We start from the raw sequence: 12,056 nt of genomic DNA on the forward strand, positions 1-12,056 counted from the left end.
AGAGCGAAGCACCTTGCGCGCCCCATCCCTGACGAGCCTGACGAGGAACGATGAAGCTCTCCCGCACCCTCTCCGCACTCGCCGCAGCCGCCGTGCTGAGCACCCTCGCCCTGACCGGACCGGTCGCCACACCTGCCTCCGCGGCGTCCTTCGTGGTCAGCGAGGCCCAGTTCAACAAGATGTTCCCGAACCGGAACTCCTTCTACACGTACAAGGGCCTCACCGACGCCCTGGGCGCCTACCCGAAGTTCGCCACCAGCGGCGACGACGCCACCCGCAAGCGCGAGGCCGCCGCCTTCCTGGCCAACGTCAGCCACGAGACCGGCGGGCTGCGCTACGTCGTCGAGCAGAACACCGCCAACTACAGCCACTACTGCGACACCAGCCAGCCCTACGGCTGTCCGGCCGGGAAGTCCGCCTACTACGGGCGCGGGCCGCTGCAGATCAGCTGGAACTTCAACTACAAGGCCGCGGGCGACGCCCTGGGCATCGACCTGCTGCACGACCCGTACAAGGTCGAGAAGGACCCGGCCGTCGCCTGGAAGACCGGCCTCTGGTTCTGGGACACCCAGAAGGGCGCCGGCACCGTGACCCCGCACGACGCGATCGTCAACAACCGGGGCTTCGGCGAGACCATCCGCAGCATCAACGGCGACCTGGAGTGCAACGGCAAGAACCCGGACGAGCGCAACGACCGGATCAACCTGTTCAAGCAGTTCGTCGGCGTGCTCGGCACCAGCGTCGGCGGCGGCAACATCTCCTGCTGACCCGCGCCGCCCGACGGCCCGACGGGCCCGTCCGTGGAACGGGAAGTCGACCCGGCCGACTTCCCGTTCCGGGCGTCAGCCGATCGAGTGAACGGTGTCAGTGGCGTCTGCTGGACTGCCCCCCAGGCAACGAGACGAGGGGGCGGCCTGGATGGGCGTGCTGACGGACTACTTCCGCGCACCTGACGCGGAGACGGTGGTGCGGGCGTTGGCGGCGGCCGACGGCTCGTTGGCCGCCGTCCGACCGGACTTCGACGTGGTCGAGGCCAAGCGGATCGACCCGGGCGTCGTGCTGGGGCAGCTCGTCGCGGCGATCCTGGCGCAGCCGTGGCGGGTCGACCTGGTGGAGGACACGCCGATCTGGCCGACCGCTCCGCAACCCGGCCCGGACGGGCCCTGGGACGAGGACGACCCGTGGGCGACCGGCCCGTGGGCGTTCGAGCTCGGTGACGCCGCCCGGGACGCGCTCGCCGAGGTCCGCGACGACCGGATACCGGAGGCCGTCCGGCAGTGGGCCGAGGCGGAGGAGTGGGGCGGGGCGGATCCGACGGATCTGCTCCCGCTGGCCGGGGAGCTGATCGCCCTCGCCCGCCGGGCGCGGGCGGCGGGCGAACGGCTGTACTGCTGGGTCTGCCTGTAGCGGGCGCCTCGGCGTGTTCGGCCGGGCTCGGCGGGCTCGGCGGGCTCAGCAGGCTCGGCGGGCTCAGCAGGCTCGACGGGCTCAACAGGCTCGACGGGCTCAGCGGGCTCGACCACGGGTGATCGGGGCGGCTCCGGTCGCGGCGAGGGAGACGTCCCAGAGGCGGGCCGCCGAACCTGGGTCGAGGGCGTACGCGCGGACGCCGCCGTCGTCCATCGAGTCCCCGGGGGCGGCGACGCGGGCGACCTCGCAGTCCTCCAGGTAGAGCCCGCCCCGGCCGCCGAGGAGGGGGGAGGTCGCCGCCCACAGGCCGGTGGCGGCGCCCTGGGAGGGGGACTTGAAGTCCGCCCCGACGACCGCGCCCCGCTCGTCCACCCAGCCGCGCTCGACCTGCTCCCGGAGCGTCAGCTCCCGCTGGAGGCCGGTGATGATCTTGCCGGGGTGCAGCGCGAAGGCCCGGACGCCGTCCGCCCGCCCGAGCACGTCGAGGTGCGCGGCGAACAGCACGTTGGCGGTCTTGGACTGGCCGTACGCGAGCCACTTGTCGTACCCGTCGTGGAAGTGCGGGTCGTGCCAGCGGATGTCGGTCAGGGCGTGCCCGGCCGAGCTGTTGACGACCACCCGGGCCCCGCGCGCCGCGAGCAACGGGTGGAGCGCGCGGGCGAGCGCGAAGTGCCCGAGGTGGTTGGCGGCCAACTGACCCTCCCAGCCCGGCCCGACGCGCCGCTCCGGGGTGGCCATCACCCCGGCGACGGCGAACAGCAGGTCGACGTGCCGGGCGGCCCCGGCGATCAGCTCGGCGGCGGCGCGCACGCTGTCGAGGTCGGTGAGGTCCGCCGGCACGACCTCGCAGCCGTCGAGGTGGCGCAGCGCGTCGCGGGCGTGCTCCGGCCGGCGGGCCGGGACGATCACCCGGGCTCCGGCCGCGCTCAGGGCCCGTACGGTCTCCAGGCCGAGGCCGGAGGCGCCGCCGGTCACGACGGCGGTCCGGCCGGAGAGGTCGAGGCCGGCCGTGACGGCCTCGGCGGTGCTGGTGGCGGAGAAGGGCGAGCCGAGCGGCCGCTGGTCATCGGTGGTCATGGCGAGGACGGTAGGAGCTGGAGTGCGGTCCAGTTCAAGTCCGTCGCCTCCGAACTAGGCTGGGCGGCATGGCGGATGACGGGGGCGGGAGCGGCGACGGGGCCGGGGCCGGGGACGGCGGGGCGGTGCTGGGCATCGGCGAGGTGGCGGAGCGGACCGGGCTCAGCGTGGACGCCCTGCGCTTCTACGAGCGCGAGCGCCTGCTGGTCGAGCCGGTCCGGCGCAGCGCGGGCGGCCGCCGGCGCTACAGCGCCTTCGACGTGGAGTGGCTGCGGATCTGCGTCAAGCTGCGCGAGTCCGGCATGCCGCTCGCCGAGCTGCGGCACTTCGCCGAGCTGGTGCGCCGGGGCCCGGGCAACGAGGCCGAGCGGCTGCGCCTGCTCGACGCCCACCAGCGGCGCGTCGACGAGCGGATCCGGGTGTTGGAGGAGTGCCGCTCGGTGATCGCCTGGAAGACCGCCGTCTACGCCGAGCACCTGGCGCGCGGCGAGGCCACCGGCCTCTGGGACCCGACCGTCCGCCCGGGCCGCCCGCCCGCACCCGGAGCCCCGGGGCCGCTGGGAGCCCCAGAGGCACCGGGAACCCCGGGGCCGCCGGAGGCGCCGGAAGAACCGGCGGAGCCGGAACGCTGGACGGCGGGGGATCCCGCATCGGCCTTCGCACCCGAACGGCAGGACGGTAGGACTGTGGCAACGACGAACGCTCCGATCGAGTGGGCCGGCGACCGGGTGTCGTTCCGGCCCGCCACCCCGGCCGACACCGGCGAGGTGCTGGAGGTGCTGGACGAGGCGGCCGGCTGGCTGGGCGGGCGCGGCATCCGCCAGTGGCCGGACCGCTTCCCGCCCACCTGGGTGGCCGCGGCGATCGAACGCGGCGAGACCTGGCTGGTGGACGTCGGCGACAAGACCGCCGGAACGGTCACCCTGGACTGGGCCGACGAACTGTGGGCGGACGTCGGCGGCACGGCCGGCTACGTGCACCGGCTCGCCGTCCGCCGGTCGGCCCGCGGCCTGGGCGGGGTGATCCTCGCCTGGGCCGAGGACCGCGCCCGCGAACGCGGCGCGGCCGCGCTGCGCCTGGACTGCGTCTCCCACAACCGCTCACTGCGCGACTACTACGAGCGCCGCGGCTTCACCCACCGCGGCGACGCCCGGTGGCTCGGCCTGCCGGGGCAGCGGCGGGAGGACGTCCCGGTCCTGTGGATGAGCCGCTACGAGCGGGCGCTCGCCGACCCCCGGACCTGAATATTTCAGAACGAGAAATATTCAGGTCCAGGAGCACGTTCCCCCGGGTATCGACGCGGGACAGCCCTGCGCGACGAAAGGAGTGCGGCGCCGTGCGCGTGGAGATCTGGAGCGACATCAACTGCCCGTGGTGCTACATCGGCAAGGCCCGGTTCGAACGGGCCCTGGCGGCGTTCCCGCACCGCGAGGAGGTGGAGGTCGTCCACCGCTCCTTCGAGCTGGACCCCGACGCGCCGAGCGCGGCCCGCCCGCTCATCCCGCTGCTCGCCGCCAAGTACGGGCTGAGCCTGGAGCAGGCCGAGGCCGCCGAGGCCCGGATCGCCGAGAACGCGCGCGGCGAGGGCCTGCCGTACCTGGACGAGGGCCGGGACGCCGCGAACTCCTTCGACATGCACCGGCTGCTGCACTTCGCCGCCGAGCACGGCCGGCAGGCCGAGCTGCTGGACGCGCTGTACCGGGCCAACTTCGCCGAGGAGCGCTCCGCCTTCGACCCCGGGCGGCTGGTCGAGCTGGCCGTCGGGGCCGGGCTGGACGGCGGGGCGGCGGCCGCGGTGCTGGCCGACCCGGAGGCCTACGCCGAGGCGGTGCGCGAGGACGAGGCGACGGCGAGCGCCATGGGGGCCACGGGCGTGCCGTTCTTCGTCCTCGACCGGCGGCTCGGGGTGTCCGGCGCCCAGCCCGCCGAGACCTTCACCATGGCGCTGGAGCAGGCCTGGGAGAGCCGGGTGCCGGCTCCGCTGGTCCAGGTCGGCGCGTCCGGCGACGCCGAGGCCTGCGGGCCGGACGGTTGCGAGCTGCCCCCGCGTTGATCCTCGGCCCTTGGTCCTCAGCTGCTGCTCCTCGGCCCTTGATCCTCAGCCCTTCCCGATGGTCTGGGTGAACCAGGTGAACACCGACGGCACCAGCGGCTGCCAGGTGGAGGTCAGGTGCGGGCCGTTGACCTCCACCGGGGTGACGGTGGTCGGCGCCTTGGCGTTCTTCTGGAGCGCCAGGGCGTCCTCGAAGCCGTCGCCCTTCTTGCCCGTCACGTAGAGGGCGACGTCGGGCGGCGTCTGCGCGTGCTGGAGCATGGAGACCGGGTTGGAGACCTCGCGCAGGTGCCCGTCCTTGGCGGTCAGCGAGGCGGGCTCCCCCATCGGGTCGTTGTAGCCGGACATGCTGACGGCCGCGTGGAAGCGGTTCGGGTGCCCCAGGGCGAGCCGGACGGCGCAGTGCGCGCCCGCCGAGTAGCCGGCCACCCCCCAGTGCTCGGGGCCGGGCTCGGCGCGGAAGTTGTCCAGCACCATCTGCGGCACGTCACGCGCGAACCAGGTCTCGGCGTTGACCTTGCCCGGCACGTCCGCGCAGCCGGTGTCGACGTGGCTGCCGAGCAGCACGACGCGCGGCGAGACCAGGATGAACGGCGCGACCTGCCCGGACTTCATCAGCGGCCCCAGCTGCTTGGAGGCGGTCATGGTGCCGAACCAGGCGCTGGACGAGCCGGGGAAGCCCGCGAGCAGCTCGACCACCGGGAACTTCTTGTCCTTGTAGGCCGGGTCGTCGTACTGCGGCGGCGTCCAGACCAGCACCTCACCGTCCACCCCGGACACCCGGCCCTTGAGCTGGGTCGTCTTCACGTCCTTCGGCACGGCGTTGTCGTCCACCGGCCCGAACTGCTGCACCACCTTGGGCTGGTCGGGCGCGTTCGCGGCCGCCGTGGCGTCCGCCGGGGGCGGCACGGGCACGGCGCGCACGTGGTTGCCGGTGCCGAGCAGGTCGTCCCAGCTGCCGTACAGCTGGTTGTCGTTGTTCACCAGCACGAACACCAGCGTCACCGCCGTGATCTGGGCGAAGGCCACCATCAGCAGCCGCGACCCGAACCGCAGGGCCTGCGGGCCGCGCACCCGGTTCCACAGGTACATCAGCAGGCCCACGGAGAGCGGGAGGAGGAGCAGCGCGAGGACGAAGAACGGAGTGCCGGTGAGCTTCACACCTGCTGAAACGGGTGGAAACGGGTGTTCGGTTGCAGCTGGGGCGGCAGGGAATTCACGCACCGGACGTCGGCGGGGCCGACTTCCCGTTCCGGGAGCTTCCGGGGAATCGATCAGTCGTAGAAGAACTGGCGGAGGTCCTCGGCCGAGCCCGGCCCGAAGAGGAAGGCCTCCGCCCGCGCCGCGAGGACCGCCGGCGGCGGGCCGTCCTCCTTGAGCCGGATCAGCCAGAGCTCGCCCAGCTCCCCCACGGCGTAGAGGGCGGAGAGCAGTTCGGCCATGCCCGCGGGCCGGGGCGGGTCCACCCCGACGACGGACGTCAGCTCCCAGCCCCCGGCCTTCGCGGCGAGCCGGACGGCCGAGCCCCACACGGCCATGCGGGCCAGCCGGCCGCGCCAGGGCAGTTCACCGGACGGCACCGGGCCGCCGACGGTCACGGCGGCGATGTCGTCCACGACCTCCCGCTCGAAGTCGGTGCGGATCCAGTGGCCTTCTTGGGAGTCCTCGATGGCGGCGTGCCACCACTCCCAGGCGCCGCGCAGGCGGCTCGCAACCTCGTCCATGCGACTCAGAGTTCCACACCGGCGATGCGCTGGGCGGCAGAGAGGAGGCGGTAGAGGTTCAGGTCAGACCTCCCCGGACTCCTCTTCGTCGGGTCTTGCAACGTTGAGTGCGGTGATCACGCCCAGGGCGACGGTGGCCAGCGCCAGGGCGAGGAGGACGGCGAAGGCGGCGGCGATCAGGAACCGCACGGGCGCTCGCGGTCGGCGTCGAGGAGCAGGGTGAGCAGGTTGAGGAGAGTCGACGCCGGGGCCGTGTTGAAGCGGACGAGGACGCGGCCGTCGAGGGTCTTGTCGGTGGTCGCGGACGGGAAGACCAGACCGAACTTGCGGCCGCGCTCGTGGAGTTCGGCCAGGAGCGTACGGATGTGCTCGTCGCTGTAGGCCCGGATCCGGGGATCGGTGGGCTGCATGGGGCGACGGTGGTTCATGCCAGGGGCTCCAGTTCGAACCAGACGACCTTGCCGTGCTTGCGGGAATCGGCGCCGAACCGGTGGGTGAGCGCGCGAACCAGGTGGAGCCCCCGCCCGGAAAGGGCGAGCGGGTCGGCGGGGAGGTCGGGCGGCGGCGGGAGCAGGGGGCTGTCGTCGCACACCTGCACCCGGAGGCGGCGGGGCGAGAGGGAGAAGGTGCAGAGCGGCGCGGGGCTGCCCGCGTGCTCCCAGGCGTTGACGAAGAGCTCGTGGAAGGCGAGTTCGGCGTCCGAGATGCGGGAGGGCGGCCACCCGGCGCTGGAGAGGAGGGAGGAGAGCTCGCTGCGGGCGGCGGAGCAGTCGGGGGGAACGAAGGCACACATGAGTAACCCCTGGGGAGAGGAGGGGAGTCACTGACGTTCCGTCATGTGACCGGTGCAACACTGAGAGTAGGGGAGCTGTTGCCATCTCTGCAATCAAACAAGCAACGCTGCATATGCTGCGGTGAGATCGCGGTGGCGAGCAGCTCGACCCATGCGGAAAACTGCACCGACGAGGAGGGGCCGGTAGTGGCATACAAGGGACCGATCAGCCAGCGGCAACGACGCTTCGGCGAGGAGTTGCAGCGCCTGCGTACGGCAGCAGGGTTGTCCGCGCCGGAGGCGGGCGCGCTTGTAGGGATGAAGGGCCCGGCGGTGAGCCACACCGAGGCCGGTCGGATCACGCTCAACTCCGAACGTCTCAAGATCTGGCTCGACGCGTACGGATGTGCGGACTCGACCTACCGTGCGAAGCTCGCGGAGATGGGCCGGAGCACAGGGAAGGGCTGGTGGACCGACTTCGCGGACCGCGTGCCAACCCTGCTACTCGACCTGGCCGAGACGGAACACAGCGCCGCCAGGCTCGACAACTTCGAGACGTTCTTCATCCCTGGGCTTCTCCAGGTATCCGCCTACATCGAGGCGATCTACAAGGATGCCAGCCAGCAGCGCGAGTTGGACGTCGCGGCGGAAATCGACTTCAGGAGGCAGCGGCAGCATATTCTCGCAGACTTGCCACTGCGCCAGTTTCGATTTGTCATCCACGAGACAGCGTTGCGAATGCGATTCCCGGGCGATGCGGCCATGCGGGAACAGCTCGTTCATCTGCTGGAGATTTCAGAGCTTCCGAACGTCAGCATTCAGGTCCTGCCCTTCACTGCCACACAGAAGCCGCCCTACACCAGCCAATTTGTGCTCGTGGATCCCGGATCGTCGGACCTCTCCACTGTCGTCGTGGATCACCCAAGCCACACCGAGTATCTTGGCGACCAGCATTCGATCGAGACCTACCGGAGGACCTTCAACCAGCTGAGTGAGCTGGCTCTACCTCCAGTCGACCAGTCGCTCAACACGCTTTCCTCGCGCGACTCGTGGGGACTCATTCGACATCTTCTCTACTTGCTGCAAAGTTGAAAGGCTTCCGATGTCCGAACTCCGTTGGCAAAAGTCATCGTTCAGCGGCTCGAACGAAGGCGGCAGCTGCGTTGAACTCGCAGCCGGAGCTGAGGACGTCCGCCACCTTCGCGAGTCTGACGAGCCCTTCTCCATCCTGACCACCTCGGCCGCCGCGCTCCGGGCCTTCCTCCTCGGGGCCAAGGCCGGCGAGTTCGACCACCTCGCCTGAACCACCGCCCGCCCCCGCCCGCTCGTTGGCCCCCAACGAGCGGGCGGGGTTCGTACCAGCGGTTCTTGCGCTCATCGACTGCCCGGGGCGATAGTCGTGCAACTGAGTGCGACCGGCCCGATACAGGGAGAGGTCATGAGGCTGCGTTTCCTGGGGATCATCCCGAACACCCCCGTCGACGACTCGCCGACGATCTGGCTGGACGAGGACAGCGGCGACCTGCTGATCCAGTCCTACAAGGCCACGGCGGAAGAAGTGAAGGCGTGCCAGGAGATCGGATCGATCCCCGGCCACGGCACGGGCGTCCCTGATCACGAGACGATCGTCCGGCTCCCCGCCGTGATGCGGCAGTTCATTCCGCGACTGGAGGACGGAACCGGTGAAGTACCCCGTACGTGAGGGCTTGGCCAAGGCGCAGCGCTCCGCCGTGCATCTGGAGATGCGCGACAGCTACACGCCCGACGACCCGGAGTTCGCCCGCTGGCGCGCCGGCCACCGGTACGACAGCGATCCCTCCAAGCTGCCCGGCTGGTGGGGCTCCTGGGCCGACCTCGCGGCCGAGACGACCGGGCGGGGCGTGGTCATGCGGCGGGCCCGCATCGTCTCGGAGCCGGTGACGGACTACATCCGGTACGAGCATGACCTCACGTTCGCCAACATCGCCGCGGGCGAACTGGTCCGCTGGCTGCCCCGGCGGAGGGCTGCCGACATCGCGCTGCCGGGAACAGACCTCTGGATGTTCGACGGATCAGCCGTGCTGTTCACGTACTTCTCCGGCGCCGGTGAGGTCGTCGACCGGGAGTGGCGGACGGACCGGGCCACCGTTCAACTGGTCGGCTCCGCCTTCGAGACCGTCTGGGAACGGGCCACGCCGCACGAGGACTACGAGCTGACCTGACCTGACCCCCATGCCCGATTCCGGATCGTCTCACGTCCAAGCCGCCCGCAAGGTCCTCGCGGATCGCCTTCGGGAGATGCGCCAGGACGCCGGGCTGGACGGCAAGCAGCTTGCGGCGCTGTGCGGTTGGCATCCGTCCAAGGTGTCCCGGATCTCCAGTGCCAGAACCTCGCCGTCCGCTGACGACCTGCGCGCGTGGTGCCGCGCCTGCGGCAGGGAGGACGAGGCGGCGGACCTGGTGGCCTCGCTGCGGACCGTCGAAGGCATGTGGGTGGAGTGGCGCCGCATGGAGCGGGCGGGCCTGCGGAGGGCACAGGAGGCCGTTCTGCCGCTCTTCGAGCGAACGCACCGGTTCCGGGCCTATTCGTCATGGCTCGTTCCCGGGCTCCTCCAGACGCGCCGGTACACCGAGGACGTGTTGCGCGCCGTCCAGCTCAGGCGGGTCCCGGTCGACGACGTGGCCGCTGCCGTGGCGGTCCGGATGGAACGGCAACAGGTGCTCCGCGAGGGACAGCGTCGCTTCGCCTTCCTCATCGAGGAGTCCGTGCTGCGCAACGGGCTCGGTGACGCCGACACCCAGGCGGAGCAGCTTGAGCAGCTGATGGCAGCGAGCACTCTGCCGAATGTCAGCGTGGGAATCGTCCCCACCCGGATGCACCGCACGAGGATGCCCGTGGAAGGGTTCTGGATCTTCGACGCGACCCAGGTGAACGTGGAGCTGGTCTCCGGGCACCTCACGCTGACCCAGCCCGGCGAAGTGACCATGTACGCCGACACGTTCACCGCACTGGCGGGCATGGCGGTCCACGGTTCGAAGGCTCGTGCGCTGATCACGGCCGCGATTGCTGCAATCGGGTGACGTCGTGCAATCCCGCAGAATCCCGTGGATCCCAACTCGCCCGCCCTCCTAGCGTATTGCCATCGATTCCAGCACCTCCGAGGGAGTGGCCGACATGGGCAAGCACGGCGATGGCAAGGGCGGCGGGTCCGGGGACAAGAAGCAGTCCCCGAAGGAGTCGGACGGCCAGTGGACCAAGCCCGTCACCGACCCGCCTAAGAAGTGAGCCCGAACCGATGGACGAGTACGCGCAGTTGCTCGCCGGTCTCGCGGAGGCCGGCGAGCTGGACGAGGAGTGGCGGGGCGCCTTCGAGCACGCCCCGCGCTCTGCCTTCGTGCCCGACCGCATCTGGGTCGAGGACGGCGATGCCTCCAACGGATACCGCCTGGTCGACAAGGGCGCCGATCCGGTCGGGTGGTGGACCGAGGTCAACTCCGGCCGGCAGGTCGTCACCCAGCTCGACGACGGACGGGCGGACGGACCCGGTGTCGCCACGTCGTCGGGATCCATGCCGCGCCTGGTCGCGTCCATGCTCCATCACCTGGACGTAGCGGACGGAGACACGGTGCTCGACGTCGGCACCGGCACCGGTTGGACCAGCGCCCTGCTGTGCCACCGGCTCGGCGACCGGGCCGTCACGACGGTCGAGGTCGACCCGGTGGTGGCCGCCACCGCCGGGAAGCACCTGGCGGCATTCGGGTTGAAGCCCTGCCAGGTCGTCGGCGACGGTCTGCTCGGCCACCCCGCCGGTGGCCCCTTCGACCGGATCCACTCGACGGCGGCCGTTCAGCGGGTGCCGCTCGCGTGGATCGAGCAGACCCGCCCCGGCGGGGTCGTCGTGACCCCCTGGGGCACCCCGTACGCCAACGCCGGGCTGCTGCGGCTGGAAGTCGGCGAGCGGGGGCGGGACTCGCACGGGCGATTCGTGGGCGACGTGTCGTTCATGTGGATGCGGGCCCAGCGACCCCACACGGTCACGAGCCCGGACCTGCCTCCGGCCCGCCGGGGCCCGTCCCCCATGGACCCCGACCTGGCCGAGGAGAACGTCCACGCGGCGTTCGCCGTCGGGCTGCGGGTGCCGGGCGTCCGGACCCTGCACACCTGGCAGGCGGCCGACCCGGTCGGCACCCACCGCTTCCGGCTCTCGGACGAATCAGGGTCCTGGGCGACCGTGCGTTTCAACGACTGGCACGGAGCCGACGCCGTCCACCAGAGCGGGCCCCGCCGACTGTGGGACGAAGTGGTGGCCGCCCGCCGCGCCTGGCTGGCGGACGGCAGACCGGAACTGACCCGCTTCGGCCTGACCGTCACGGCCCGCGGTGACCAGCACGTGTGGCTGGACAACCCCGGCAGCACCCTGCGCTGACCCCGGGCCGCAGCCCGACTGGACGCCTCGACCAGCGCACCGCCCGCCCGTCGGAGTCCGACGGGCGGGCGCGTTGATCGCTTACCTGCCGCCGTGCGCCATGATCCTCTTCTACACGGCGCCCCCGGGGGATCACGGGGCGCGAAGGACAAGGGCGGCCTCGCGATCTCCTTCACCAGCCCGCCCACCCACAGCCTGGCGTGGGTGCGGCTGCGCAGCTCCGACCTGTACTGAGACCGCTGACCCAGAGCGGGCGGCGGCCTGGGTTCGTCACTCACACGGGCGACACCGTGCGTGCGGGGCACTGCGGCGGGTAGGCCGGGGCCGTCCAGCCGCTTCGTGGGAAGGCACCTCCGTGCGCCGTATCGCCACTCTCGTCCTCAGTGTGTGCGCCCTGCTCGGGGCGCTGGCCGTGCCCGCCGCCGCTGCCGCCGCGTCGCCCCGGGACGGGGGGACGGGCTTCTGCACCCAGTGGCAGATCCTGACGGGCACCTGCCCGTACCTGAACGGCTAGGTTCTGTCCGGCGGATCATGGTCGGAGCCAGAGGCGGATCGCTGCGACGGTGACCGTGCCATGGAAGACGTAGGCCCGCTTGTCGTAGCGGGTTGCGACG

The 12,056-nt window shown here is 71.4% G+C and carries 17 protein-coding genes and 2 pseudogenes; 13 read left to right on the forward strand and 6 right to left on the reverse strand.

The window, feature by feature from the left end; genetic code table 11:
* The first annotated feature begins 50 nt into the window (after positions 1-50).
* Both ACFWXO_RS14200 and ACFWXO_RS14205 read left to right on the forward strand, forming a co-directional pair.
* Positions 51-767 carry a chitinase gene (locus ACFWXO_RS14200; RefSeq protein WP_380524077.1) on the forward strand — a complete coding sequence of 239 codons (717 nt, stop codon included), beginning with the start codon at positions 51-53 and terminating at the stop codon, positions 765-767.
* Positions 768-918: 151 nt separating this feature from the next.
* Positions 919-1,407, forward strand: coding sequence for a hypothetical protein (locus ACFWXO_RS14205; RefSeq protein WP_380524079.1), 489 nt, complete (start codon positions 919-921; stop codon positions 1,405-1,407).
* 99 nt (positions 1,408-1,506) lie between these two features.
* On the opposite strand, the gene ACFWXO_RS14210 is transcribed toward ACFWXO_RS14205, so the two are convergent.
* Positions 1,507-2,487: an oxidoreductase gene (locus ACFWXO_RS14210; protein WP_380524081.1), complete on the reverse strand. Its 981-nt coding sequence runs from the start codon at positions 2,485-2,487 to the stop codon at positions 1,507-1,509.
* Positions 2,488-2,555: 68 nt separating this feature from the next.
* On the opposite strand from ACFWXO_RS14210, the pseudogene ACFWXO_RS14215 reads away from it, so the two are divergent.
* From ACFWXO_RS14215 to ACFWXO_RS14225, 3 genes and pseudogenes are all read left to right on the forward strand, one after another.
* Positions 2,556-3,002 (forward strand): annotated as a pseudogene (locus tag ACFWXO_RS14215) (MerR family transcriptional regulator); the annotation flags it as partial.
* Positions 3,003-3,323: 321 nt separating this feature from the next.
* Positions 3,324-3,731: pseudogene (locus ACFWXO_RS14220) on the forward strand (GNAT family N-acetyltransferase); the annotation flags it as partial.
* A gap of 92 nt (positions 3,732-3,823) precedes the next feature.
* Positions 3,824-4,540 carry a DsbA family oxidoreductase gene (locus tag ACFWXO_RS14225; RefSeq protein WP_380524083.1) on the forward strand — a complete coding sequence of 239 codons (717 nt, stop codon included), beginning with the start codon at positions 3,824-3,826 and terminating at the stop codon, positions 4,538-4,540.
* Positions 4,541-4,585: 45 nt separating this feature from the next.
* On the opposite strand, the gene ACFWXO_RS14230 is transcribed toward ACFWXO_RS14225, so the two are convergent.
* The 5 genes from ACFWXO_RS14230 to ACFWXO_RS14250 all read right to left on the reverse strand — a co-directional run bounded on the left by ACFWXO_RS14230 (position 4,586) and on the right by ACFWXO_RS14250 (position 7,057).
* A complete protein-coding gene (locus tag ACFWXO_RS14230) occupies positions 4,586-5,701 on the reverse strand; it encodes an alpha/beta hydrolase (RefSeq protein WP_380524085.1) in 1,116 nt (371 codons plus the stop codon).
* A gap of 113 nt (positions 5,702-5,814) precedes the next feature.
* Positions 5,815-6,264: a hypothetical protein gene (locus tag ACFWXO_RS14235; RefSeq protein ID WP_375889031.1), complete on the reverse strand. Its 450-nt coding sequence runs from the start codon at positions 6,262-6,264 to the stop codon at positions 5,815-5,817.
* 63 nt (positions 6,265-6,327) lie between these two features.
* Positions 6,328-6,453: a hypothetical protein gene (locus ACFWXO_RS14240; RefSeq protein ID WP_380524088.1), complete on the reverse strand. Its 126-nt coding sequence runs from the start codon at positions 6,451-6,453 to the stop codon at positions 6,328-6,330.
* Positions 6,441-6,674: a hypothetical protein gene (locus ACFWXO_RS14245; protein WP_380524090.1), complete on the reverse strand. Its 234-nt coding sequence runs from the start codon at positions 6,672-6,674 to the stop codon at positions 6,441-6,443. The genes ACFWXO_RS14240 and ACFWXO_RS14245 overlap by 13 nt, the downstream gene beginning before the upstream one ends.
* Positions 6,675-6,688: 14 nt before the next feature.
* The gene (locus ACFWXO_RS14250) at positions 6,689-7,057 is read right to left on the reverse strand and encodes an ATP-binding protein (protein ID WP_380524092.1); all 369 of its coding nucleotides are present in this window, start codon (positions 7,055-7,057) and stop codon (positions 6,689-6,691) included.
* Between the two features lie 132 nt (positions 7,058-7,189).
* Here ACFWXO_RS14250 and ACFWXO_RS14255 point away from each other — a divergent pair, with 132 nt between their 5' ends.
* The 8 genes from ACFWXO_RS14255 (at position 7,190) to ACFWXO_RS14290 (ending at position 11,956) form a co-directional block, all read left to right on the forward strand.
* Entirely contained in the window at positions 7,190-8,128 is a 939-nt protein-coding gene (locus ACFWXO_RS14255) for a helix-turn-helix domain-containing protein (protein WP_380524094.1), read from the forward strand.
* Between the two features lie 10 nt (positions 8,129-8,138).
* Positions 8,139-8,339 carry a DUF397 domain-containing protein gene (locus ACFWXO_RS14260; RefSeq protein ID WP_380524096.1) on the forward strand — a complete coding sequence of 67 codons (201 nt, stop codon included), beginning with the start codon at positions 8,139-8,141 and terminating at the stop codon, positions 8,337-8,339.
* A gap of 135 nt (positions 8,340-8,474) precedes the next feature.
* A complete protein-coding gene (locus tag ACFWXO_RS14265; RefSeq protein ID WP_380524098.1) occupies positions 8,475-8,738 on the forward strand; it encodes a hypothetical protein in 264 nt (87 codons plus the stop codon).
* Positions 8,719-9,237, forward strand: a complete 519-nt coding sequence (locus ACFWXO_RS14270) for a DUF6879 family protein (RefSeq protein ID WP_380524100.1) — start codon at positions 8,719-8,721, stop codon at positions 9,235-9,237. Before ACFWXO_RS14265 ends, ACFWXO_RS14270 begins: the two co-directional genes overlap by 20 nt.
* A gap of 10 nt (positions 9,238-9,247) precedes the next feature.
* The gene (locus ACFWXO_RS14275) at positions 9,248-10,096 is read left to right on the forward strand and encodes a helix-turn-helix domain-containing protein (protein WP_380524102.1); all 849 of its coding nucleotides are present in this window, start codon (positions 9,248-9,250) and stop codon (positions 10,094-10,096) included.
* Between the two features lie 215 nt (positions 10,097-10,311).
* Positions 10,312-11,442, forward strand: a complete 1,131-nt coding sequence (locus ACFWXO_RS14280) for a methyltransferase domain-containing protein (protein ID WP_380524104.1) — start codon at positions 10,312-10,314, stop codon at positions 11,440-11,442.
* A gap of 93 nt (positions 11,443-11,535) precedes the next feature.
* Positions 11,536-11,676 carry a hypothetical protein gene (locus tag ACFWXO_RS14285; protein ID WP_380524107.1) on the forward strand — a complete coding sequence of 47 codons (141 nt, stop codon included), beginning with the start codon at positions 11,536-11,538 and terminating at the stop codon, positions 11,674-11,676.
* A gap of 121 nt (positions 11,677-11,797) precedes the next feature.
* Positions 11,798-11,956: a hypothetical protein gene (locus ACFWXO_RS14290; RefSeq protein WP_380524109.1), complete on the forward strand. Its 159-nt coding sequence runs from the start codon at positions 11,798-11,800 to the stop codon at positions 11,954-11,956.
* Positions 11,957-12,056 lie beyond the last annotated feature (100 nt).

The sequence above is a fragment of the Kitasatospora sp. NPDC059088 genome, from assembly GCF_042738155.1.
Taxonomy (GTDB): domain Bacteria; phylum Actinomycetota; class Actinomycetes; order Streptomycetales; family Streptomycetaceae; genus Kitasatospora.